This is a genomic window from Hydrogenobacter thermophilus TK-6 (assembly GCF_000010785.1).
In the GTDB taxonomy this organism is placed as follows: domain Bacteria; phylum Aquificota; class Aquificia; order Aquificales; family Aquificaceae; genus Hydrogenobacter; species Hydrogenobacter thermophilus.
In genome coordinates this window covers 1,637,104-1,658,278 of sequence record NC_013799.1, presented here as the reverse complement: position 1 = coordinate 1,658,278, position 21,175 = coordinate 1,637,104, and the positions used below count along the sequence as shown (strand labels likewise).

Below are 21,175 nucleotides of genomic sequence, written 5' to 3'. Positions count from 1 at the left end.
ATGCACCATAAAGCTAAGAAACTGCTTGAGAGTATGTACAAACTCGGAAGGGTGCCTTCTTCTCTCCTATTTTTTGGTAAAGAAGGCGTAGGTAAAAAGACGGTTGCTTTTGATTTTGCAAAGGCTCTTTTGTGTATGAAAAGGACTTTTCCTGCTTGCAATGATTGTCCTTCGTGCTTTCATATGAATGAGTTTAGCAAAAAGCCCGTTGAGGAGCTAAGGGTCTACTCGGATACATCCACCGGAAGGAAAGTTTTCCTCTACCTTCAGGGGGATCATCCTGATTTTATTTACCTTCAGCCAGAAAAGGACGAGATAAAGATAGACCAGATAAGGGGTGTTATAGACTTTGTTAATCTAAGACCTGCTTTGTCGCCAAAAAAGGTAGTGCTGGTTTGGCCTGCGGAAGCAATGAATCCCTACTCTCAGAATGCCCTTTTAAAAACGCTGGAAGAGCCTCCTGAAGATACTCATTTTATACTGGTGTGTAATATGCTAGACAGGATACTCCCCACAATAAGGTCTCGCAGTTATACAGTAGAGTTTGAAGAGCTTTCTGAGGAGGACATAAAAAAGCTCACAGGTATAGAGGATAGGGTTATACTCTCGCTGTCGGAAGGTAGCATCACAAAGGCTAAGGAGCTTTCGCAAAAGAGCCACATAATTGACATGGCTAAAAAAGTGCTTTCTGGCTCTGTGCTTGATGTTTATAAGCTATCAACTCAGTTAGAAAATCTAAGCTATGAGGACCAAAAGCTTTTTCTTCATACGCTTGAAGCTATGCTACATAAAAAAATGCTTGAAAATAAAGAAAATTACGAAATTTACGAAAGGTTGATTGACAGGACAGTCTTGGTGTCTGATAATTTAAAGAGAGGTTTGAAGTTGAGTCTTTTTGTTTTTTACTTGAAAATATTGCTATCGGAGGTAGTGTGATGAATATACAGACACTTGTGCAAAGCCCAGAGGAAAAGCAGGAAAAGCTAGAGTTTTTGAAAAACTGGGAGGAGATAGTTTATAGGGTGGAAGTTTCTGAGTATGAGGGGTGCTACTTGATGGTTATGGAGGTGCCAGATGAGGAGTTTGAAAAGCTCACAAATATCTTTCAGAGCAAGGAAGAAGCCATGGGAGCATTTTTGAGCAATGCTATGGAGTATGGCTGGGAGGTGGTGCCGGATAGTTATGTGGTATTTCACGCTCAGTTTGATGGAGACAAATTGCTGGCTGGCCTTTTGCCAAAGGATAAAGATCCCGCTGTGTTTGACCACCTTCATCTTGAGGAAATGGTCAGAGAAATGGCTAAGTATCCAAGAGTTGTAGTTTACTCCTACGATGTGGTCACTTACATAAAGGATATATACCCAGAAATAGACAGCAAGCTGTATGTGATAGCAAGAGAAATATCTAAGGTAAAGGGCAAGGCACCAGAGCTTGAGGAACTTGCCAAGATGCAAAGTGCCAATATGGAAACCCTTGAAGACAAGCTGAAATTTATAGAAGAGCTTATCACAAAGCCTATAAAAATTGACCATGAGGAGATGGTGCTTCCACCCATTACCAGACCTACATTAATTTGCTAAAGAATCCCGTTATCCTGTCCCTCTTGTTTCTGTAGCTTGCCTTGTTGCACACAAGCCTTGCTGTTGAAGTTGCCACTTCCTCTATAACCACCAGCTTGTTTTCTCTGAGCGTCCTGCCGGTTTGGACAATGTCAAGTATATAATCGGAAAGCCCTATAGCCGGTGCCAGCTCCACAGAACCGCTAAGGTAAATGATCTTGCTCTTTACCCCCCTTTCTGAAAAGAACTTTTTGGCTATGTTGGGATACTTGGTAGCAACCTTTATATAGGTTTCTTTGAAGTACCTTTCTTTGCTCTCCTCCCTTCCTGCCACCACTATCCTGCACAAACCTATGCCAAGGTCAAGCAGTACGTAGAGGTTAGGTTCTCTCTCCAACAGCACATCGTAGCCTGCTATGCCAAGGTCTGCAACGCCGTTTTCTACATACACAGGCACATCTGACGGTTTGACCAAGAGAAAGCTAAACCCGTCGGACTCAACAAGTAGCTTTCTACCCTCCTGAATGTCTTTTGATAGAATACCCTTTTCCTTTAGAAGTCTTATGCTTTCTTCAAACAGCCGACCCTTGGGGAGTGCTATAGTCAGACTCAAGCTGTAGCCTCTCTAAGTTTTAGTCTTTTGACTATCACATAAAGAGCATTGAGAATAACAAGCGACACAAGCGCCACATAAATGGTAGCAAGCACCGCATTGATGTAATCTCCCAAGATGACCTTGTGAGCTACATTTACGGAAGGTATAGCTGGCGGGAGAGTTCCCTGAGATACTTTTTCTGAGAGCCAGCGGGCGTGAGCCAGAAAGCCTATATCCTTGTCCGGATGAACCACCTTTAGAATGCCTGCGCTTATGGTGTTTACGGACATAAGCATCGCCGGCAAACCCGTCATCCATGCATATTTACCTTTACCCATATTGACTATGTAAACAGTCGCTACGGTCAGAGCCAAAGTGGCAAGTAGTTGATTGGCTATGCCAAAAAGAGGCCACAGGGTCTTTATACCTCCGTAAGGGTCTACTACACCGGCATACAAAAAGTATCCCCAGCTGGCAACGGTGATAAAGCTGGTGATGAGGTTAACCTTCAGGTCTCCGTAGTTTCTGAAAGAGCTGAGGAAGTTTCCCAGAAGGTCCTGAAGGATGTACCTCCCTACCCGTGTGCCTGCGTCTATGGTGGTAAGAATGAAAACAGCTTCAAAGAGTATGGCAAAGTGGTACCAGAAGGCTAAAAGAGACACACCTGTGATTTTTGCAAAAATGAGAGCCATACCTATGGCAAAGGCAGGAGCCCCCCCTGTTCTTGAGAGTATAGTCTTTTCCTCCACCATACGAGCCAATCTTTCCAGCTCCTGCGGAGTTATGTAAAAACCCCAGGAGGATATCTTCTGAGAGGCTTCCAAAACAGTCTTTCCTATCTCACTGGCTGGGCTGTTTATGGCAAAGTATATGCCTGGTTCCATAGAGACTGCAGCTATCATAGCCATTATAGCTACAAAGGACTCACCTATCATACCACCGTACCCCACCAGCCTTACATGACTCTCCTTGTCTATGAGCTTGGGAGAGGTTCCGGAAGATATAAGAGAGTGAAAGCCAGAGACGGCACCGCAGGCTATGGTGATAAAGAGAAAGGGAAAAAGGTCTCCCTTAAGCACAGGACCGTTGCCACTTATGGCAAACTGAGTGATGGCAGGCATCTTTATCTCAGGATTTACCAAAAAAACACCAAGAGCTATGAGCAATACAGTGCCAAGCTTTAGAAAGGTGCTAAGATAGTCTCTTGGAGCAAGAAGAAGCCAAACAGGTAAGACGGATGCCATAAATCCGTAAATCATAAGGGCTATGGCAAGCTGAGGTTCAGACAGCGTAAACGCCTTTGCGGTATGGGGATTTGTAGCTATCCATCTACCCATGTAAAGGGATAGCATAAGAGCTAAAAATCCAAAAAGAGATGCATGAAGCACTGCACCTGGTCTTATGTGCCACATGTAAATGCCCATCAGCATGGCTATGGGTATGGTCATAAAGACGGAAAAGGTTCCCCACGGGCTCTGAGCGAGAGCTTTTACCACCACAAGAGCCAAAACTGCCAGAAGTATAATCAGGATGGTGTATATGACGGTAAGTGAGAGCAGTCCTCCCAGAGAGCCTAGCTCTTCCTTTGCTATCTGTCCCAGACTCCTCCCACCTTTTCTCATGGATATGATGAGCATCACCATATCCTGCACGCATCCTGCCAGCACCGCACCTATGAGTATCCAGAGAGTGCCGGGCAAGTATCCCATCTGAGCTGCTAGCACAGGTCCCACCAAGGGACCCGCACCTGAAATGGAGGCAAAGTGATGACCAAAAAGCACCCACCTGTTGGTGGGAACATAGTCCAGCTTGTTGTAAAACCTGTGAGCTGGAGTAGGATTCTGGTCGTTTACCTCAAAAACTCTGTAAGCTATAAAGTAGCTGTAAAACCTGTAGCCTATAAAGTAGATGCAGAGCGCAGCTATTAATATCCAAACAGCTCCTACTCTTTCACCCCTGCTGAGAGCTAAAACAGCAAAAGCAAAGGCACCTACTAAAGAAACTAAGCCTAACAAAATGTAATCTTTTAGTTTCATGTCAGGTGTCTTTTCATAAACTCTACCGTTTTACCCCACACATCTACCGCATACTCTTCGTTGTAAACCTCTGGTCTCGTGTCGTTGAAAAAGGCGTGGTCCACACCCGAGTATATGAGAAACTGAGCTTTTACTCCGTACTTGTTGCACTCCTCTATAGCTTTGAGCACCTCGCTGAGGGGTACAAAGGCATCTTTGCCTGCATGCACAGCAAGGACGGGAGCCTTGATGGCAGAAAAATCTATGGGAACCAGAGAATAAAGCCCGTAGTAAGGTGCCAGAGCGCTAAACTCATCGGAAAACTTGGCTCCAAAGTACCAGGTGCAAGTGCCACCACAGCAAAAGCCCGTCATACCTATCCTGTAATCCTGCACCCTTCCCACAAAGCCTATGTCGTTCTCTTTAAAGTAGTCCAGGCTTGCCTTTATCATAGCTTCCGCTTCGGAAAGCCTCTGGCCCAGAAGCTCCTGCATGAGCCTGCCAGCATCGTCGGGATTATCCGCAGTTTTCCCCTTGTAGAGGTCTATGCCAAAGGCAAAAAAGCCTTCTCTGGCGTACCTATCGCACACATCCTTTATGTGAGGCACAAGCCCCCACCACTCGTGAATGACTATGACCAGGGGTCCTTTGGTAAACTCAGGCTCAGCAAGGTACCCGCTTATCTCAACGCCATCTTTTTTAAACTTCAGCTCTCTACCCATCCTTTCACCTCCTGATGATCTATATTATATGACTATGCACAGGGCATCCTTAAAAGAAAGGAAAAAGCTTGAAATTATAAGAGTTGCCTGTAAGCTCTTTTCTGAAAAAGGGTACTATAACACGACCATCCCTGACATTGCGGAAGCTCTTGGTATGAGCGTAGGCAACCTTTACAACTACTTTGAGTCAAAGGAAGAGTTGGCAAAGGAAATAATGCTCACCGTATCAAGATGGGTGGCAGAAAAACTCAGAAAAGTCAATGAGATGAATGTATCTACTAAGGAAAAAATTTACCACTTTACAAAGGCATTTTTTGAAACCGCGCTGAACGAGCCTGAGCTTATAAACTACTTTCTGAGGGTTTTTTTAGTAAACAGGGAGGTCTTCAAGGAGGGGTGTGAAGGTTTTGCCTGCGTAGGTGAGGTGGTGACTGAGGTAATGGTTTTGCTCTCCGATGGAGTGGAGAGAGGCGAGCTTAGAAACCAGAGCTTCTTCCCGGCTTTTACTACCATAATGGGTCCTCTGGGTGGTATGGTGTTCCTTCACAACGAAGGTGTTCTAGACAAACCCCTTATGGACTATGCAGAGGAGGTGGCGGAGAACATATGGAACGCTCTCAGGAGCTAAAGCCCAGGCGCCTGTGGATGGCAAGGTATGGGGGTGTTCTGAAGGGCAGTATTCTCCTGACAAAGTAGTAGCGCGCAATGTGGTAGCTGGTATCAAAACCGTAAAAGTTAAGTTTCATCCTCTCCAGCTCCTCCTCCCTGTAAGCAGAAAGGGGCTTTTCAAGCTCATCCTTCCTTCTTTCCTCTCTCTTCCTCTTTATAAACTCCTCATAGCCAAGGGAGTTCAGGAAATCAACAAGCCACCTTCTGAGTTTGTCCCTAAATTCCTCAGGTGTTTTTCCAAAAACGCCGTCTATTAACCCTATCTGATACGCTTTCAGTGAGCTTATGGGCATTCTGTTCTCCATTATCTCTCTACCCTTTTCCCAGCCTACCCTTTTGGGTAGTGTGTAAGTCCAGAACTCAGAACCGTAAAGATTTCCTATGTTCTTGTAGTGAGGGTTTAGTACAACCCCTTCTCTTGTAAAAACAAAGTCGCAGGTAAGAGCCAGAAAGACGCCACCTGCACCCGCGTTCCCTTGCATGCCCGCCACCGTCAGCTTGTCTTCCGTTCTGAGTATCTCCTCGCACACATGGTCCATTGCGTTTATGTTTCTCCACGACTCATCGGGAGGGCTTTCCGCATTCTCTATGGTGTTGAGATTCATGCCGTTGGAGAAAAAGTCCTCCTGTCCGAGAAGCACTATAGCTTTTACGGGTCTTCTTTTAGCGTACTTTACGGTCTCTAAAAGTCTCTCGCACTGCTCCGTGGACATAGCTCCATTGTAGAAGTTAAAGGTTATGTATCCCACATCCCCTTCCTCTTTGTAAATTATCTCCCTGTAAGTTTTAAAGTCTACACTCTCCCAAGGTTTTAGTGGCTCTTCCTTAACACCGTCCAGAAGATGGGATATAACTCTTGCGGAAGGCAGTTTTATAGAGCCTTTCTCTTTTCTTCTCATGTGAGTAATCCATACAGCGCCGTCAGCTGTGCCTATGCACACAGCCTCATCCCTTATAGCCAGCAAACTTCCGGGTGTACCTTTTAGCTCCTCCTCAGGATAAGCGTTAAACAGGTAGTAATCTTCACCTTTTATCTGGCTGAGAGACCCCGGCTGGCTGTCTGAAGCGTAAACCTTTCTGAGAACATCCAGAACTGTATCCTTTTGCCAGTCTACTTTTCGGTATTCCTGTTCCATGTAAGGATTCCACACACTGTGCCTTTGAGGTTTCTTGAGAATTCTACCTTTCTGCAGATTTTCAAGGACTTCCAACACACACTCCACAGCCCCTTCCGTTACTTGGTTCCTGTATATGCTTGACTTTCTTGCAAACCTCATGGGAAAAGTCCTCCAAGCCCACACATCCCCTGCATCGTATTCATGGCTCGCCTCAAGAAGCGTAACACCCCATACCTTTAAGCCTCTGAGTATAGCCCAGTCAAGAGCGGAGGGTCCTCTATCACCGGGTGGTCCCGGATGCAGTATGAGAGTAAGGTACTTTCTCCAGACCTCCTCGGGCACTTTCCTCTTCAAAAAGGGTGCTATTATGAGGTCAGGTTTGTAAAGCTCCGCCGCTTCTATCATAAGGTCTGGATGAACATCCAATTCAATAGATACCTCATGCCCTCTGTCAGTGAGCTCACAGTAAAGCCTCTGGGATAGGGAGTTAAACCTGTGGCAGAAGAAGAGTATCCTCATAGCTTTTTGTACTTAAAGTAAGCGGCGCAAGCACCCTCTGAGGATACCATGCAGGAGCCTATGGGGTTGGAAGGTGTGCATACTGTCCCAAAGAGTTTGCATTCTGTTGGCAGAGCAACACCCCTTATAACCTTACCGCATATGCACGAAGGGTGCTCCTTAGGCTTGGGAAGGTCTACGCTGAACCTTTTTTCCGCATCAAAGTCTTCATAGCGTTTGTTTATCTTTAATGCGCTGTATGGTACAAGCCCTAAGCCCCTCCACTCAAACTCTTTCCTCAGCTCAAACACTTCAGACACGAGCTTCTGCGCCTTGAGATTGCCTTCGTAAGATACAAACCTGGTGTACTGATTTTCCACAACCGCCCTTTTTTCCATTATCTGCCTGATGATCATATAAACGGACTGCATGATATCAACCGGTTCAAACCCGGATATGACCACCGGCCTTTGAAACTCCTCCGCAAAGTAGTGATAAGGCTTTGTACCTATTATGACGCTGACATGACCCGGACCTATGAAGGCATCTATCCTCACCTTACCTATCTCCCTCATCTCTGGAGAGTTGAGTATGTGCTGTATTGCGGCAGGTGTTATCACATGGTTGGAAACAACGGAGAGGTTCTTTAAACCCATCATCTTAGCCTTCTGGATGAGCACCGCTGTTTGAGGAGTTGTGGTTTCAAAACCTATTGCAAAGAATATGACCTCCTTCTTAGGATTCTCCTGAGCTATATTTAAAGTGTCAAGGCAGGAATAGACCATCCTTATGTCGTAGCCTTCTGACCTTAAGTTCAGAAGGTTCTTCCTGCCAGAGCCTGGGACTCTCAGAAGGTCACCGTAAGTGCATAATATCGTGTTGGGAAGCTTTGCAAGCTCTATAGCAAGGTCTACCCTCTGCATGGGCATTACGCATACAGGACAGCCAGGACCATGAACGAATCTTACATATCCCTTTAAAAGCTCGTCTATGCCATACTTCATGATGGAGTGAGTATGCCCACCGCAGAACTCCATGATGTGGACTTCGCTTCCAAGCCTTTCCACATCCCTCTTTATCCTCAATTCAAAAGCTCTTACTCTCTCACTGTCTTTGAATTCACTCCTTATGTCTATCTCAGTAGTTTTCATAGCTCTCCTCCATGCTGAGTATCTCTTCAAAAAGTTCAAGACTCCTAAGCGCCTCCTCCTCGTCAAGCTTCTGTATAGCAAAACCTACATGTATAAGCACCCAATCATTTTCCTTGACGGGTTCCTGCATGAGGTCAAGGGACACTACCCTTCTGACCCCCATTGTATCAACAACCGCAGTATTGTCCTCTCTCACCTCAACCACCTTTGAAGGTATGGACAAACACATGCTAGTCCTCCTTAAACGAATACTTATTCATAAATATAATACCTTAAGCTCTTCTTTGCAAGATTACCTTTTCAAACTGTACAAAGCTGGCACCACAAAGAGAGCAGTCAAAAAGGAGGAGATAACACCACCCAGCATAGGCATGGCTATACGGGATATCACCTCCGCTCCAACACCCTTTAGGTATACCGCGGGCAAAAGACCCGCGCTTATGGCAAGCACCGTCATGGCTTTGGGTCTTATCCTTCTCACCGCGCCCTCATAAATAGCCTCCTTAAAGGCTTTATCACCTCTCTCTTGCAGAGCCTTCATAATATAAACTACCATCACTATGCCCATCTCGGCAGCGATGCCAAGAAGAGCCAGAAAGCCTGCTATGGAAGCTATGGACAGCCTGTAGCCAAAGAGCCACATGAGTAAAAACCCACCCAGAAGAGAAGAAGGCAAAGTCAGAAGCACCAGCAGGGTCTCAAAAACTCTCCCCAGGCTCAGGTAGACCAGAAGCACCACAAGAAGGAGCACCAGAGGAACTATTAATTTCAGGTCCTGCAAAGCCTTCTGCCAGTACTCAAACTGACCGCTCCACTGGTAGTAGTAGCCCGATGGCAGTTTTACGCTTTCTTTTATCCTCCTTTCTCCCTCTTGAAGGACCTTCCCCATGTCCGCACCTGGCTTTGGTGTTATGTAAACATAAGCTGTCAGAAGGCCGTTTTCTGACTTTATCTCCGCTGGGCTCTCCACCTTTTTTACCTGAGCGACCGCTTTGAGAGGCACAGCTTTGTCCCCCAGAGGTAGTATAAGGTTCTCAAGGTCTTGCCTGTAGTCCCTTGGCACACCAAGGGTTATGCTGTAGCGTTCCCTTCCTGAGATGTAAACGGATACGGGGCTGTTTGCCAGGAGCATCTCCACCGCGGAGACAACATCTTCAAGCCTGAGACCATAAAGAGCGAGCTTTTCCCTGTCAGGAATTATTTCCACATAGGTAGATCCCGTAAGCCTGTCCGCGTAAACGCTCATGACTCCCTCCATTCCTTGCAGAGCTCTCTCAAACTCAAGGACAAGCTCTGACAGAGTGTTTATGTCCGAGCCAAAAACCTTTATACCCAGAGGTGTCCTTATGCCCGTGCTTATCATGTCTATCCTCCCCTTTATGGGCATAGTCCAGCTGTTTACCACGCCGGGAAACTGCAAAGCTCTGTCCAGCTCCGATATGAGCTTTTCGTAGGTCATACTTTTGCGCCACTCCTCCTGAGGTTTGAGGCTTATGATGGTTTCTATCATGGAAAGGGGTGCTGGGTCTGTGGGTGTGTTGGCTCTTCCCGCCTTTCCAAAAACCACCTCCACCTCCGGAAAACTCTTTATCACCTTGTCTTGAAGAGTTAAAAGCCTCTGGACTTCCTGAATGGAGATGCCCGGTGCTGTGGTGGGCATGTAAAGGAGGGTGCCTTCCCTGAGGTCAGGCATGAACTCCCTCCCAAGGCTCTCATAGAGAAAGTATGAGAGGGGGAAAGAAAGAAGCACCAGAAACAAGATAAAGTACCTAAGCCTTACAGACAGGCGAAAGAGAGGCTCGTAGAGTTTTATCAGGGCTCGAACTATGGGGTTTTTCTCCTCTGCAAGCACTCTGCCTCTCCCAAGGTAATAAAGAAGCACCGGGAAGACCAAAAGGGAAAGCGCAGAAGCCACCAGCATGGCGAGGGTTTTGGTAAGAACCAGCGGTCCAAAGAGCCTGCCTGCCTGACCCTTAAGGGCGAGCATGGGGACAAAGGAGACCGCAACCACCAGAAGAGCAAAGAATATGGGCTTTCCCACCTCAGCGGTGGATTCTACTATGGCGGTCTTTACATCCTTACCCTCTTCCCTCTTTCTGCTGAAGGCTTCTATAAGAACTATTCCCGCATCCACCATGGTGCCTATGGCTATAGCTATCCCTCCCAGGGACATGATGTTGGAGTTTACGCCCAGGTGGTTCATAAGTATGAAAGTGCCAAGCAGGGAAAGGACTAAAAATACAATTATGGCAAGGCTCTCGAATATGTTTAAAAGAAAGATAGCCACCACCAGCACCACCACAAGAGACTCCTCCAGAAGCACCCTCCAGAGGTGCTTTATGGCTTTTTGTATAAGCTCTGACCTGTCGTACACCGGAAGTATCTTTACATCCTCCGGAAGACCCTTTTTGACTTCCTCTATCTTCTTTTTTACTTCCTGTATGGTTTTGTAAGCATCCGCACCGTAGCGCACCACCACTATACCACTCACCGTGTTTCCCATTCCGTTTAGGTCCGCAGTCCCCATCCTGAGCGCTGGCGTTTCAACAACTCTGCCAAGGTCTTTGACCCTTATGGGCACACCGTTTATCTCCTTTACCACAGCGTTTTCTATGTCCGCCCGGTCTTTGGCATACCCTCTTGCTCTTATGAGAAACTCCCTCCCGTTTATCTCCACATACTTGCCACCCGTTTCAAGGTTTGCCCCTCTTACCGCTCTTGCCACATCCTCAAGGGACACACCGTAATGCCTAAGATGCTCGGGATTCAAAACCACCCTGTACTCTCTTTCAAAGCCTCCCACATCTGCAACTTCCGCCACATTGGGAACCGAGAGAAGAGCGTACTTTATGTAAAACCTCTGAAGGCTCAAAAGCTCGTCCAGACTCCTGCTTTCCGAGTAGAGGGCATACTGGTAGACCCAGCCTACACCCGTGGCGTCCGGTCCCAGCTCCACTCTTGCCTGAGAAGGAAGCTGGCTTCTTATGGAGGAGAGTTTTTCAAGCACCCTTGACCTTGCCCAGTATATGTCAGTGCCATCCTCAAAGACTACATAAACCAGAGAGTAGTTGGGCATGGAATAGCCCCTAACCGCCTTAACCTTAGGAAGTCCCAGCATGGAGGAAACGAGGGGGTAGGTGAGCTGGTCTTCTATCACCTGTGGCACCTGCCCCATCCACTCGGAGTAAATGATAACCTGAGTGTCGGTGAGGTCCGGCAGAGCATCTATGGGTGTTTTCCTTACAGAGTAGACACCGTAAAGGAGGAGGAAAATGACAAGTACGAATATGGTAAAGCGATATTTGAGAAGAGCTTCAACCATCTTGGTCATTCTAGGGACCTCCTCATGAGAAGGGCATTTACGGATACTATCAGGGTACTCAAGCTCATGAGAAGGGCACCCACTGCCGGCGGAAGCAGTATGCCCCATCTGTAGCCTATACCAGCAGCCAAAGGTATGGCAAAAAGGTTGTAGCTTGTTGCCCAAAAGAGGTTTTGAAACATCTTTCTAACAGTTATTGAAGAAAGCCTTACTACTCTTACCACATCCCTTGGATCGTCCTTTACAAGGATTATCCCTGCGCTTTCTATAGCCACATCAGTCCCACTCCCTATAGCAATACCCACATCCGCCTGAGCTAGGGCAGGTGCATCGTTTATTCCGTCTCCCACCATAGCCACCTTTCTACCCTTTGACTGGAGTTCTTTCACCTTCTGAGCCTTCTGATGGGGAAGAACTCTTGCAAAGAATTCGTCTATACCCAGTTCTCGTGCCACATAGCTGGCTACTTCTTCGGAATCACCCGTTATCATAACCACTCTTTTACCCAATCTCTTTAGCTCCGATACAGCCTCATAAGACTCCCTCCTTATTTTGTCAGAGAGGGCTATCGCACCGGTTAGCTTCCTATTTATAGCAACAAGAACCACCGTTTTACCATAGGATTCAAATTCTTTAACTCTGTTTAGTATCTTTGTTTCTTTCTCCGCCTTAAGCTCCTCCATAAGCAGGCTCGTTCCTACCGCAACCTCTTTCCCTTCAGCTTCAGCCACTACACCTTTGCCTGGTACAGCCCTAAAGTTTTTGACCTCTGGAAAGCTCACCCCTTTTTCCCTAGCTTCCTCAACTATAGCCCGAGCTATAACATGCTCTGAGCGTTCTTCAACCCCTGCAGTAAGCCTTAAAAGCTCCTTCTCAGAAATTCCGACCGCCACCACCTCTGAAACCCCAAACTTACCCTCCGTCAGAGTCCCCGTCTTGTCAAAGACCACCGTATCAACATACTTCATAGTTTCAAGAGCAAGCCTGTTTCTAACTAATATCCCGTTCTTAGCTGAGTAGGAGGTGGATATGGCTACAACCAGAGGTATGGCAAGCCCGAGAGCATGGGGACAGGCTATTACCATCACCGTCACAGCTCTCTCAACAGCAAACTGAAGGTCCCCCTTGAGGTACAGCCAGACAAGAAAGGCAAGGCTTCCGACCACTATGGCAATCACGGTGAGGTAAAACGCCACTCTGTCCGCCATGTCCTGGAGTTTTGTTTTTGACTCCTGAGCTTCTTTGACGAGCTTCAGAACTTGGCTTAGATAGGTCTCCTCACCAGTCTTCTCAACCTTCACCTTTATGGAGCCTTCCATGTTTATGGCACCGCCTATGACTCTGTCACCTACGCCTTTGGGAACTGGCTTAGATTCGCCTGTGAGCATAGCCTCGTTCATGTGGGTTAATCCTTCTATGACAATCCCGTCCGCTGGTATCTTCTCCCCAGGTTTTACCAAGACTATATCACCGGGCTTTAGCTCAGAGACATGAACCTCAACTATCTCCCCGTCCTTTAGAAGGTTTGCTTTGGTAGGCATGAGCTTTGCCAGCTCCTCAACGGCACGCGAAGCTCCCAGTACAGACCTCATCTCTATCCAGTGTCCCCAGAGCATCACCACTATGAGTGTGGCAAGCTCCCAGAAGAACTCCATTCCACCAAGTAATAGAGTTGAGAGGCTGTATATAAAGGCAACCCATATGGCTATGCCTATAAGGGTCATCATTCCGGGCTTTTTGAGCCTTAATTCCTCTGCCATGCCCTTGAGGAAAAAGGTCCCTCCGTAAAAGAAAACAATTGCGGATAAAATAGGTGTTATCCACTCGCTCCCAGGAAACTCTGGCATGGAAAAGCGAAGGAGATTCTGTATATTTTTGGAGTAAAGAACGACGGGAATCGTGAGGACTGTTGAAACTATAGCCTTCCTTTTCATTTCCTCCATGTGCATGGTGTGGTGGTGTTTTCTTGGAGGATGTTCAGTTGGGACAAGGTCCATGCCACACTTGGGACATTTACCCGGTGATTCTCTCTTCACCTCCGGGTGCATAGGGCAGGTGTAGAGCATCCCTTCAGCCTTTTAACAGATACTTAACAAAGGCAGCAATGCCAAAAATTAGGAAGAGAACCACCAGCAAATAAGTAAAGCCCATGCCCCATCCCATTCCGTGCATATCCCACATCATACCTATCACCTCCCTTTAATAAATGTGTCCCATCTCAAGGTGCTGTAAAAAGTCCTTAGTTATGTCCTTAAACTGATAAACTTTTCCTCTGCCTGCAAACTTCTGTGCCTCTATCCTGCTCTGGAAGGGAGCAAGGTCGTAGCCCATAGGACCCTCTTTTATCACCACATAGAAAGCCCTTTTGCCATCTATCCACTTACCGCTTTTGTAGTCCTTTACCCAGATTTCCGTCACTCTGTCCTTATTCTCAAGGTAGTACTGGAGTATGTGCTTGGGAGACTCAGCGTACTTGTAAGTGCCATCCTTTAACTTTACCTGAGAGGTAAGCTTTGGCTCCATGTTTACATCCATACCGCATACTACACATCTTGTTCCTTTAGGGGGCTCCTTAGGCTGAGCAAAAACTAAGGAAAGGCTAAGCAGTATTAAAAGTAAAGCTCTCATCTTTTTACCTCCACAGGTACTCCTACTGAATACTCATACACTAACCTGCCACCTAAGTATCCTTGGTACCAAACGCCAATGCAGAGAATTAAGTTTACGATTAAAAAAAGGTACATAAGAACCTTGCGTTTTATCATATGGTATAAAACTGCTGTTAAAAAACCAATAGAAGAAATAAAGAGCAATACAAAACCTACTTTCTGATGCAAGTGTAAGAGATCCATGGCTGGCTTTTGAGGGATAATGCCTTCTATATTTTCGTGTATAAAGTATCCTGTTAAAAGGGAAAGTGTTAAGGAGAATAGCGTAAGGAAACTCAGTATAGAAATCAAAGGTTCAAACCCTCTTCCTTTTAAAGCGTGATAAGCACCAACAAGCAAAGTAGCAAAAGGCAAAACAATCCCAAAGTGAACCGCCGGTGGATGCAGTTTTACAATAGCCGGGTAGGTTATAGTGCTATACTCTACATCTTCTTTGCCCTGGTGGATCTCATGAGAGAAGGAGAAAAGAAACATAAGTAAGAGTATTAAAACCTTCATCTGAACACCTCCTCCATCTGCTTCTTGAGTTGTGGGTTATTCTCCAAAACCTTTTTCATGGTTTCCTTGTGCTGAAGCATAGCACCCATTAGCCTTTCCATAAATTTCGGATTTTCCATCATCATACCCATCATCTGTTGCTGGCATTTTTGCATATGCTCCATCATCATCTTTTGCATCTCCATGTCTTCCATCATCATACCTTGCTTGCCCTGATGACCAGAGTGTTCCTCTAACTGCTCAGCGTACACAAAGGCTAAGGCTGAGAGTGTCAAAACTCCCAAAGCAAAGAGCTTTCTCATGGCATAAACCTCCTTTTAAAATTTTTTTATGGACCTGCTGGCTTACATGCTTGGTCTTTTTGCCTTTACGGGCTTTACCCTTTATATCCTCTACTGGTACGGCAGGTTTATGAGCAAAAAGTAGATCAGTGGTGGTGCTCATGAGTTCTTACCTCCTCAGAATACACTCCTTTTATCTGGGCCTCCGAGTCCAGAAGGAAGGTGCCTTTTATTACCACCCTCTCCCCCTCTTTTAGACCTTCCAGCACCTGACACACATCCTGTGTGCATCTTCCCAGCTTTACGCTTCTGGGCTCGTAAACCCCCCTCTCCTTTTCCACGAAGACTATTTGCCTCCTGCCTGTGTCCACCACCGCAGAGGCAGGCACCACCAAAGCGTTGCCCAGCTGTCTCTCAAAGTAAATATCCACCATCTGGTTTATTTTGAAAGCCAGCCCTCTGTTGCCAAGGCTTATTCTCACTTTTATGGTCCTTGCCTGCCGGTCCGCCTCGGGGAATATGTAGTCCACCCTGCCCACAAAACTCTCCTGACTCCCTACAGGGCTCACCAGCACCTGCATTCCCTTTCTTATCATGGGTGCATACTCCTGAGGCACCTCCGCTATGACCCACACCCTTGATATGTCCGCTATCCTGTAGGCTACATCTCCGGCCTTGAGGTAGCCACCCGGCGACACTTTCCTCTCAAGCACCACACCCTCATAAGGAGAAAAAACTACCTCTCCCGCCTTCAGGTAAGAGAGCCTCTCTGCAGCAGCCTTCTCAAGGTCCTTCTTGCCAAACTCCTTTGCTAGACGGAGCTCCTCTCTGGCTATCTGTGCCTCAGGACTCAACACCCTCATAAGTGGGGTTCCTCTCCTTATTAGCTCTCCCTCAAACCTTCCGAAGGTGTCCAGCACCCACGCATCGCTTCTGAGGGTTATCTCGTAAGTCTTAGAAAGGTCGTAGGAAACATACCCAACAGCGTTAAAACCTTCTGTCAGCTCTCCCCTCTTTGCCTGATCTGTTTCTATGCCTATAAGCTGTAGCTTGGTTGGGTCCACATTTATCACCCCTTCTTCTCCTTTCTGCACACTTTTTCCGGCTTCAAAAGGCACAGAAATCTCTCTCTTTATGGTCCTTTTGTTTATCTGGGCTATTATCTGCCAGGAGCCTGCCATGCTTATGTTCACAGCGCCCTCGTACCTTCCTCCACCAAGGCTTTTAAGAAGCACATCCTCCCTCATCTCCCCCATGCCCGGCATGGGAGGCATGTAAAAGTAAAGGTTCTCCAGGTTTGAGGATGGATGCACCACCACAAACAGGCTATTTTTACCCACCGCAAGCTTCCCGCCCGGAGCGTAGAGCTCCACCTTAAAACCCTCCCCCTGCAGAGAAAAGAGGTAGGAGTATCCTGAAGGTACCTGAGCTTTCTCCTCCTTACTCCTGTAATAAAAAACTCCTGCCACCAGAGCCACCACCAGCACTAGCACCGCAAAGAGCAATAGCTTTCTCATAAGAGTGCCTCCAGCTCAATGGGAATGCTCTTTAGCCTCAGCTCCAGGTCAAGCCTGTTTAACTCAAGCTCCCAGAGCTCCCTGTAGAGCCTCATAAGGTCCCTAAAATCCGCCCTGCTGTATCTGTAGGCAAGCTCAAGAGCCTTTAGCTCCTCCTTTTTCTGATTTATCAGCTCCTGTGTAAGCTTCAGAAACTCCCTTTTGCTCTCGTAGTCTACCCTCAGGTTGCTTATGGCTCTTTTTAGCTCCAGCTCCATGTTTTTTATCTCTTCCCTGCTTGCCTGAATCTCCTCTCTTTTTTCCAGCACCATGAGGTCTTCCCTTCTTGACTTCCAGACGGGCAGGCTAAAGCCTATGCGCACGCTAAACATGTCGCTCATGGAAGGTCTTGCCATGTACTCTACCATAAGCTCTATGTCCGGCAGGTGTTCCACTCTTTTCCTTTCCAGCTGTGCCTCCAGCTCTCTTAGCTTTGCGTATTTCTCCCTCAGGTAAGGGCTTTTTTGCAGGTCTATGCTTTCAAAGTCCGGCCCCTGCAGGTTTATCTCTTCACCCTTTAGCTCAAAGCTTGCGCCCACCAGAGCATCAATTTCGTTTTTTAACCTCTCCCTATCTTGCTTTACCTCAATGAGAAGCTTCTGCACTCTTATCTTCTCTCCCTTCAGGGAAAGCAGGTCCGAGAGGGTAGCCCTGCCGTATCTGTAGTTTTCTCTGGTTGAGCTTTCCAAGGCATCCACCGACTCTTTTATGGCTCTGAGAAGGCTCTCCTTTTTGAAGGTATAAAGCCACTCCAGATACCTCAGCTTTATGTCCCTTATTAGCTCTTTTTGTAGCAACAGCATGCCTGCTTGAGTCTGGAGTTTTTGCTCCCTTGCCACCTTTGCCTCCAGCTCCCTTTTGACCGGAAGGGTGTAGACCTGAGAAAAACCTATGCTAAAAGCGCTCATGGGTTCTTTTGAGTTGGGATAGGGTCTATTTACGGGCAGATTGGAAAGTCCTGCAAAGACAGAAGGATTTGGCAGGCTCTTTACATACCTCTCTCTGTATTCAAAACTCTGCAAGAGCTTCTCGTACTGTTTTATCCTTGGTGAGTTCTCAAGAGCATACCATATAAGCTTTTCCAGCTCCCCAGCCCAGGATAGGGAAAGAAGGCACAGAAAAAGCACAAAAAACATGAATTCATTTTAAGCTATTCTTAAAGATGGTTCAAGTCTTTAATTAAACGGCACTTTTGTAGATAAATAACACAACTTTCTTGTTAATTTTATCCTCTCTTATGACGCACACATGACTCACCTCATCACAAAAAGAGCTATATGCCTCACCTGTTTGTCTGTTAATGTAGTAAACTGTGTCCTGCGTATGCTCCTCCTGAGAAAACTCTTTTATGTCCTTTACCACCAGCTCCATGCTGGCGTTTCTGTAGCCGTAAACGAGCCCCAACACGAAAGATAAAGCTTTGTTTCCTTTGGTGTCTATCCTTCTCACAGCTTTCTCTTTCTTCTGAGGTAGGCGGGTATGTCATCCAGCTCAGGTTGTACGGGTTCTATGATGACCTCCGGGACTACTTTTTTAACCTCTTTTGGCTCGGGTTTTTTGACCACTTTGAACTGAGCCTGAGCGTTTTCAAAGTCTGTTGCCACAAGCGCTATACGCATAAAGTTTTCCTTTGCCTCTTCCAAAACAGCACCAAATATAATCAGGGCATCCTCGTGAGCTGACTCCCTTATCCTGCTTATAGCCTCTTCCACATCCCTGAAGGGCACATCCTCGCTGACCCAGAGGGTGATAAGAAGCCTCCTTGCACCCTCAACAGTGTTGCCTTCCAGCAGTGGGCTCGTTATTGCCTGTTCTATGGCATTGTCTCTTCTTCCGTCTCCTCGTCCTTCTCCCATACCAATCAGGGCAAGCCCTCCCTTTTCCATAACCGTTTTAACATCCGCAAAGTCCACATTTATCAAAGCAGGTGTGACAACTATGCTGGTTATGCCTCTTACGGCTTTTGAGAGCACATCGTCCACCATCCTGAAAGCGTCTTTTATGCTAAAGTTCCTGTCTGCCATCTCCGCAAGTTTTTGGTTGTTTATCACTATGTAGGTGTCCACTACCTCTTTGAGTCTTTCCAGTCCTTCAAGGGCTACCTGCATCCTTTTGGGACCTTCAAAAGCAAAAGGTTTGGTCACCACGGCTACGGTCAATATCCCCATTTCCTTTGCGGTTTCTGCTATCACAGGCGCTGCACCAGTTCCTGTGCCACCTCCAAGACCCACCGCCAGAAAGAGCATATCCGTATTTCTGAGAACCTCCCTTATCTTATCTATGTCTTCCAGAGCTGCCTGCTCTCCCATCTCCGGCTTTGCTCCAGCACCCAAACCTTTGGTCACCTTTTCTCCTATCTGTATCTTGTTGGGAACGCTGAGAGAAGTAAGGTGCTGTATGTCCGTATTTACCGCAAAGAGGTCAACACCCTCTATACCGTCCAGATACATGCGATTGACCGCATTTGACCCGCCACCGCCTACGCCAAAAACCTTAATGCGTGTGGGATTCAAACTTTCCATACTCCACCTCCTACATAACATCCTTAAAAAAAGCCTTTATCTTTGCCAGAAAGGATGAGATGTCTATCCCTCTTGTGCTTGCGTTTCTGTCCTGCGCATTCTGAGTAAAGGTGCCAGTGCCCATAAACTGTTCCTGATATGCAAGCTTTAAAAGACCCACCGATGTAGAGTAGGCAGGGTCTTGGACCTTCTCCTTTAGCCCTATCACCCCTGTGGGGTAGCCTACCCTTACAGGAAGGTCAAAGTATCTCTCAAGAAATTCCCTAATGCCAGAGAGCTTAGCACAGCCTCCAGTGATCACAATACCTGCGTTTGCCGAGTCAAGGTTCACACCATGCGAGTTTATAAGTCCCATTACTTTATCCATAATCTCCTCCAATCTTATCTGTATAACTTCCGAGAGCTGTTTTTTACTCACCATAGTTTCCTTGTCCTCTCCTCTGGGTTTTATTTTAACCCTCTCTGTTTCATTCACAAGGTCAGCTATGGCAAAACCGTACTCTATCTTTATCCTCTCCGCTTGGTCGCTGGCTATCTTCATAAAGTGGGCTATGTCCTTTGTTATGTTTATGCCACCCATGGGGACACTTCCCGTTATAACAGGTGAACCATCCGCATACAGAACAAAGTCAGTAAGCCCTGCACCCATATCCATGAGGAGTACCCCTTCCTCCTTCTCCTCCGTTGTCAGCACAGCTTCTGACGATGCCATAGAGGACAGGAACTTATGCCCAATCTTAAGTCCGCTTGAAGCTATAGCTTTCTCAAGATTTCTAATCATACTGCTACCCACTTTTACAACATGCACCTCAGCAGAAAGTCTTGAACCCAGGAGTCCTACCGGATCTATGACACCTTCCTGATCATCCAAGAGGAACCTTCGTGGGACCGCACTTATAACTTCGTATCCCTCCTCTTTGGCTCTGGTGATGGCTCTCTCTATGAGCCTATCTATATGAGTCTGGTCTATCTCAGTAGGCTGTGGTGATACGCTGACGGTATCCTTTTCGTTCTGACTTTTTACATTAGGACCAGACACATTTATAAAAACAGTATCTATGCGCGTGCTGGACATTTCCTGAGCTTCCCTTAGAGCTGTAAGTATAGTCTGAACTGCAAGGTCTAACCTTGTTATATACCCCCTGTCTATACCTTTTGATGGAGCTTCTCCCACACCTATTATGTGAATATCACCATAGCTGTCTATCTCCCCCACCAGCACTGTAACCTTACCAGTTCCAATATCCAAAGAAGTTAACACTTTCATATTTACTCCCCACCTTTTATTATTGCCATACCTTCTGTGGTCAGGTCAACCTCTTTTGCCTCCATACTTATATTATAGATACTGCTCAGTCTTTTTAAAGTTGTGTCGCTAATCTGCTCAATCGCGGGTAAAAGTATTCTTGTGTGGTTATTTCCGTATATAACAGTGTCCGACTCGCTCAAATAGATGTTATCTACACGCGATAAATGCTCTTTGCAAATATCCACAAGACTTTTCAGTATAGAAAAGTTCTCCTTTACAAGGTCTACAGACTGGCTGTAGATGTAAGGTCTTTGAGGTGTGAAATACTTATAAAAAAAGGGTACACCTTTTCGGTCAAAAAAGATCATTTTTTCCCCTTCAACAACCGTTAGGAAAGGTTCCCTTTCTTTTACACGTACTTTTAGTATAACTCCATCTTTTTGAAATGTCCTGTCTATTTTTACCTCCTCCACCGAATTGCCAGTTAATACATTTAACAAAGCAAGAAGCCTACCTTCAGTTATAAACAGCCAGTTGTTTTTTAGTTCAAGAGCAGCCTTAGAAAACACATATGCGGGCAGAACTCTGTTTCCTTCCACCTGAATGGCTTTGACCTTAAAGTAGGGGAGGGTGTCCATTAAAACAGGCATAAAAAAACCAGCCAACGCCATTGAAAATATCCAGGCAGCCACGAGTATGTAGCCGATTACGGCGTGTCTTCTCCCCGCCTTTTTCCCCTCTTTTTTCATTG

20 protein-coding genes are annotated in these 21,175 nt (G+C 46.5%); 3 read left to right on the top strand and 17 right to left on the bottom strand.

Features of this window, described 5'->3' with window-relative positions:
- The gene (locus HTH_RS09140; RefSeq protein ID WP_012964445.1) at window positions 1-936 is read left to right on the top strand and encodes a DNA polymerase III subunit; all 936 of its coding nucleotides are present in this window, start codon (window positions 1-3) and stop codon (window positions 934-936) included.
- Window positions 936-1,580, top strand: coding sequence for a hypothetical protein (locus HTH_RS09135; protein ID WP_012964444.1), 645 nt, complete (start codon window positions 936-938; stop codon window positions 1,578-1,580). Before HTH_RS09140 ends, HTH_RS09135 begins: the two co-directional genes overlap by 1 nt.
- On the opposite strand, the gene hisG is transcribed toward HTH_RS09135, so the two are convergent.
- The 3 genes from hisG to HTH_RS09120 are packed head-to-tail and all read right to left on the bottom strand — an operon-like array spanning window position 1,564 to window position 4,891.
- Entirely contained in the window at window positions 1,564-2,172 is a 609-nt protein-coding gene (gene hisG / locus HTH_RS09130) for an ATP phosphoribosyltransferase (protein WP_012964443.1), read from the bottom strand. The two genes, HTH_RS09135 and hisG, sit on opposite strands and share 17 nt — an antisense overlap.
- Window positions 2,169-4,190 carry a carbon starvation CstA family protein gene (locus tag HTH_RS09125; protein ID WP_012964442.1) on the bottom strand — a complete coding sequence of 674 codons (2,022 nt, stop codon included), beginning with the start codon at window positions 4,188-4,190 and terminating at the stop codon, window positions 2,169-2,171. The genes hisG and HTH_RS09125 overlap by 4 nt, the downstream gene beginning before the upstream one ends.
- Window positions 4,187-4,891, bottom strand: a complete 705-nt coding sequence (locus HTH_RS09120) for a dienelactone hydrolase family protein (protein ID WP_012964441.1) — start codon at window positions 4,889-4,891, stop codon at window positions 4,187-4,189. Before HTH_RS09120 ends, HTH_RS09125 begins: the two co-directional genes overlap by 4 nt.
- Before the next feature lie 34 nt (window positions 4,892-4,925).
- Here HTH_RS09120 and HTH_RS09115 point away from each other — a divergent pair, with 34 nt between their 5' ends.
- Window positions 4,926-5,519, top strand: coding sequence for a TetR/AcrR family transcriptional regulator (locus tag HTH_RS09115; protein WP_012964440.1), 594 nt, complete (start codon window positions 4,926-4,928; stop codon window positions 5,517-5,519).
- Here the strand turns inward: HTH_RS09115 and HTH_RS09110 are convergent.
- The 14 genes from HTH_RS09110 to HTH_RS09045 form a co-directional block, all read right to left on the bottom strand.
- Window positions 5,509-7,197: a hydrogenase maturation protein gene (locus HTH_RS09110; RefSeq protein WP_012964439.1), complete on the bottom strand. Its 1,689-nt coding sequence runs from the start codon at window positions 7,195-7,197 to the stop codon at window positions 5,509-5,511. The genes HTH_RS09115 and HTH_RS09110 overlap by 11 nt on opposite strands.
- The gene (gene hypD / locus HTH_RS09105) at window positions 7,194-8,327 is read right to left on the bottom strand and encodes a hydrogenase formation protein HypD (RefSeq protein ID WP_012964438.1); all 1,134 of its coding nucleotides are present in this window, start codon (window positions 8,325-8,327) and stop codon (window positions 7,194-7,196) included. Before hypD ends, HTH_RS09110 begins: the two co-directional genes overlap by 4 nt.
- The gene (locus HTH_RS09100) at window positions 8,314-8,556 is read right to left on the bottom strand and encodes a HypC/HybG/HupF family hydrogenase formation chaperone (protein WP_012964437.1); all 243 of its coding nucleotides are present in this window, start codon (window positions 8,554-8,556) and stop codon (window positions 8,314-8,316) included. Before HTH_RS09100 ends, hypD begins: the two co-directional genes overlap by 14 nt.
- Before the next feature lie 63 nt (window positions 8,557-8,619).
- The gene (locus HTH_RS09095; protein ID WP_012964436.1) at window positions 8,620-11,658 is read right to left on the bottom strand and encodes an efflux RND transporter permease subunit; all 3,039 of its coding nucleotides are present in this window, start codon (window positions 11,656-11,658) and stop codon (window positions 8,620-8,622) included.
- Window positions 11,655-13,715 (bottom strand): heavy metal translocating P-type ATPase, encoded by a 2,061-nt coding sequence (locus HTH_RS09090; RefSeq protein WP_012964435.1) that lies wholly within the window; start codon window positions 13,713-13,715, stop codon window positions 11,655-11,657. The genes HTH_RS09095 and HTH_RS09090 overlap by 4 nt, the downstream gene beginning before the upstream one ends.
- A 133-nt stretch (window positions 13,716-13,848) precedes the next feature.
- Window positions 13,849-14,277, bottom strand: a complete 429-nt coding sequence (locus HTH_RS09085; protein ID WP_012964434.1) for a nitrous oxide reductase accessory protein NosL — start codon at window positions 14,275-14,277, stop codon at window positions 13,849-13,851.
- Window positions 14,274-14,816, bottom strand: coding sequence for a DUF2231 domain-containing protein (locus tag HTH_RS09080; protein ID WP_012964433.1), 543 nt, complete (start codon window positions 14,814-14,816; stop codon window positions 14,274-14,276). The genes HTH_RS09085 and HTH_RS09080 overlap by 4 nt, the downstream gene beginning before the upstream one ends.
- Window positions 14,813-15,118 (bottom strand): hypothetical protein, encoded by a 306-nt coding sequence (locus HTH_RS09075; RefSeq protein WP_012964432.1) that lies wholly within the window; start codon window positions 15,116-15,118, stop codon window positions 14,813-14,815. The genes HTH_RS09080 and HTH_RS09075 overlap by 4 nt, the downstream gene beginning before the upstream one ends.
- A 125-nt stretch (window positions 15,119-15,243) precedes the next feature.
- On the bottom strand, window positions 15,244-16,614 hold the full coding sequence (locus HTH_RS09070) for an efflux RND transporter periplasmic adaptor subunit (protein WP_012964430.1): 1,371 nt from the start codon (window positions 16,612-16,614) through the stop codon (window positions 15,244-15,246).
- Window positions 16,611-17,789 carry a TolC family protein gene (locus tag HTH_RS09065; protein ID WP_012964429.1) on the bottom strand — a complete coding sequence of 393 codons (1,179 nt, stop codon included), beginning with the start codon at window positions 17,787-17,789 and terminating at the stop codon, window positions 16,611-16,613. The genes HTH_RS09070 and HTH_RS09065 overlap by 4 nt, the downstream gene beginning before the upstream one ends.
- Before the next feature lie 43 nt (window positions 17,790-17,832).
- Window positions 17,833-18,102, bottom strand: a complete 270-nt coding sequence (locus tag HTH_RS09060) for a hypothetical protein (protein WP_012964428.1) — start codon at window positions 18,100-18,102, stop codon at window positions 17,833-17,835.
- Entirely contained in the window at window positions 18,099-19,175 is a 1,077-nt protein-coding gene (ftsZ, locus tag HTH_RS09055; protein WP_012964427.1) for a cell division protein FtsZ, read from the bottom strand. The genes HTH_RS09060 and ftsZ overlap by 4 nt, the downstream gene beginning before the upstream one ends.
- A gap of 10 nt (window positions 19,176-19,185) precedes the next feature.
- Entirely contained in the window at window positions 19,186-20,442 is a 1,257-nt protein-coding gene (ftsA, locus tag HTH_RS09050; RefSeq protein ID WP_012964426.1) for a cell division protein FtsA, read from the bottom strand.
- 2 nt (window positions 20,443-20,444) lie between these two features.
- Window positions 20,445-21,173 carry a cell division protein FtsQ/DivIB gene (locus HTH_RS09045; RefSeq protein ID WP_012964425.1) on the bottom strand — a complete coding sequence of 243 codons (729 nt, stop codon included), beginning with the start codon at window positions 21,171-21,173 and terminating at the stop codon, window positions 20,445-20,447.
- Between the last annotated feature and the right edge of the window lie 2 nt (window positions 21,174-21,175).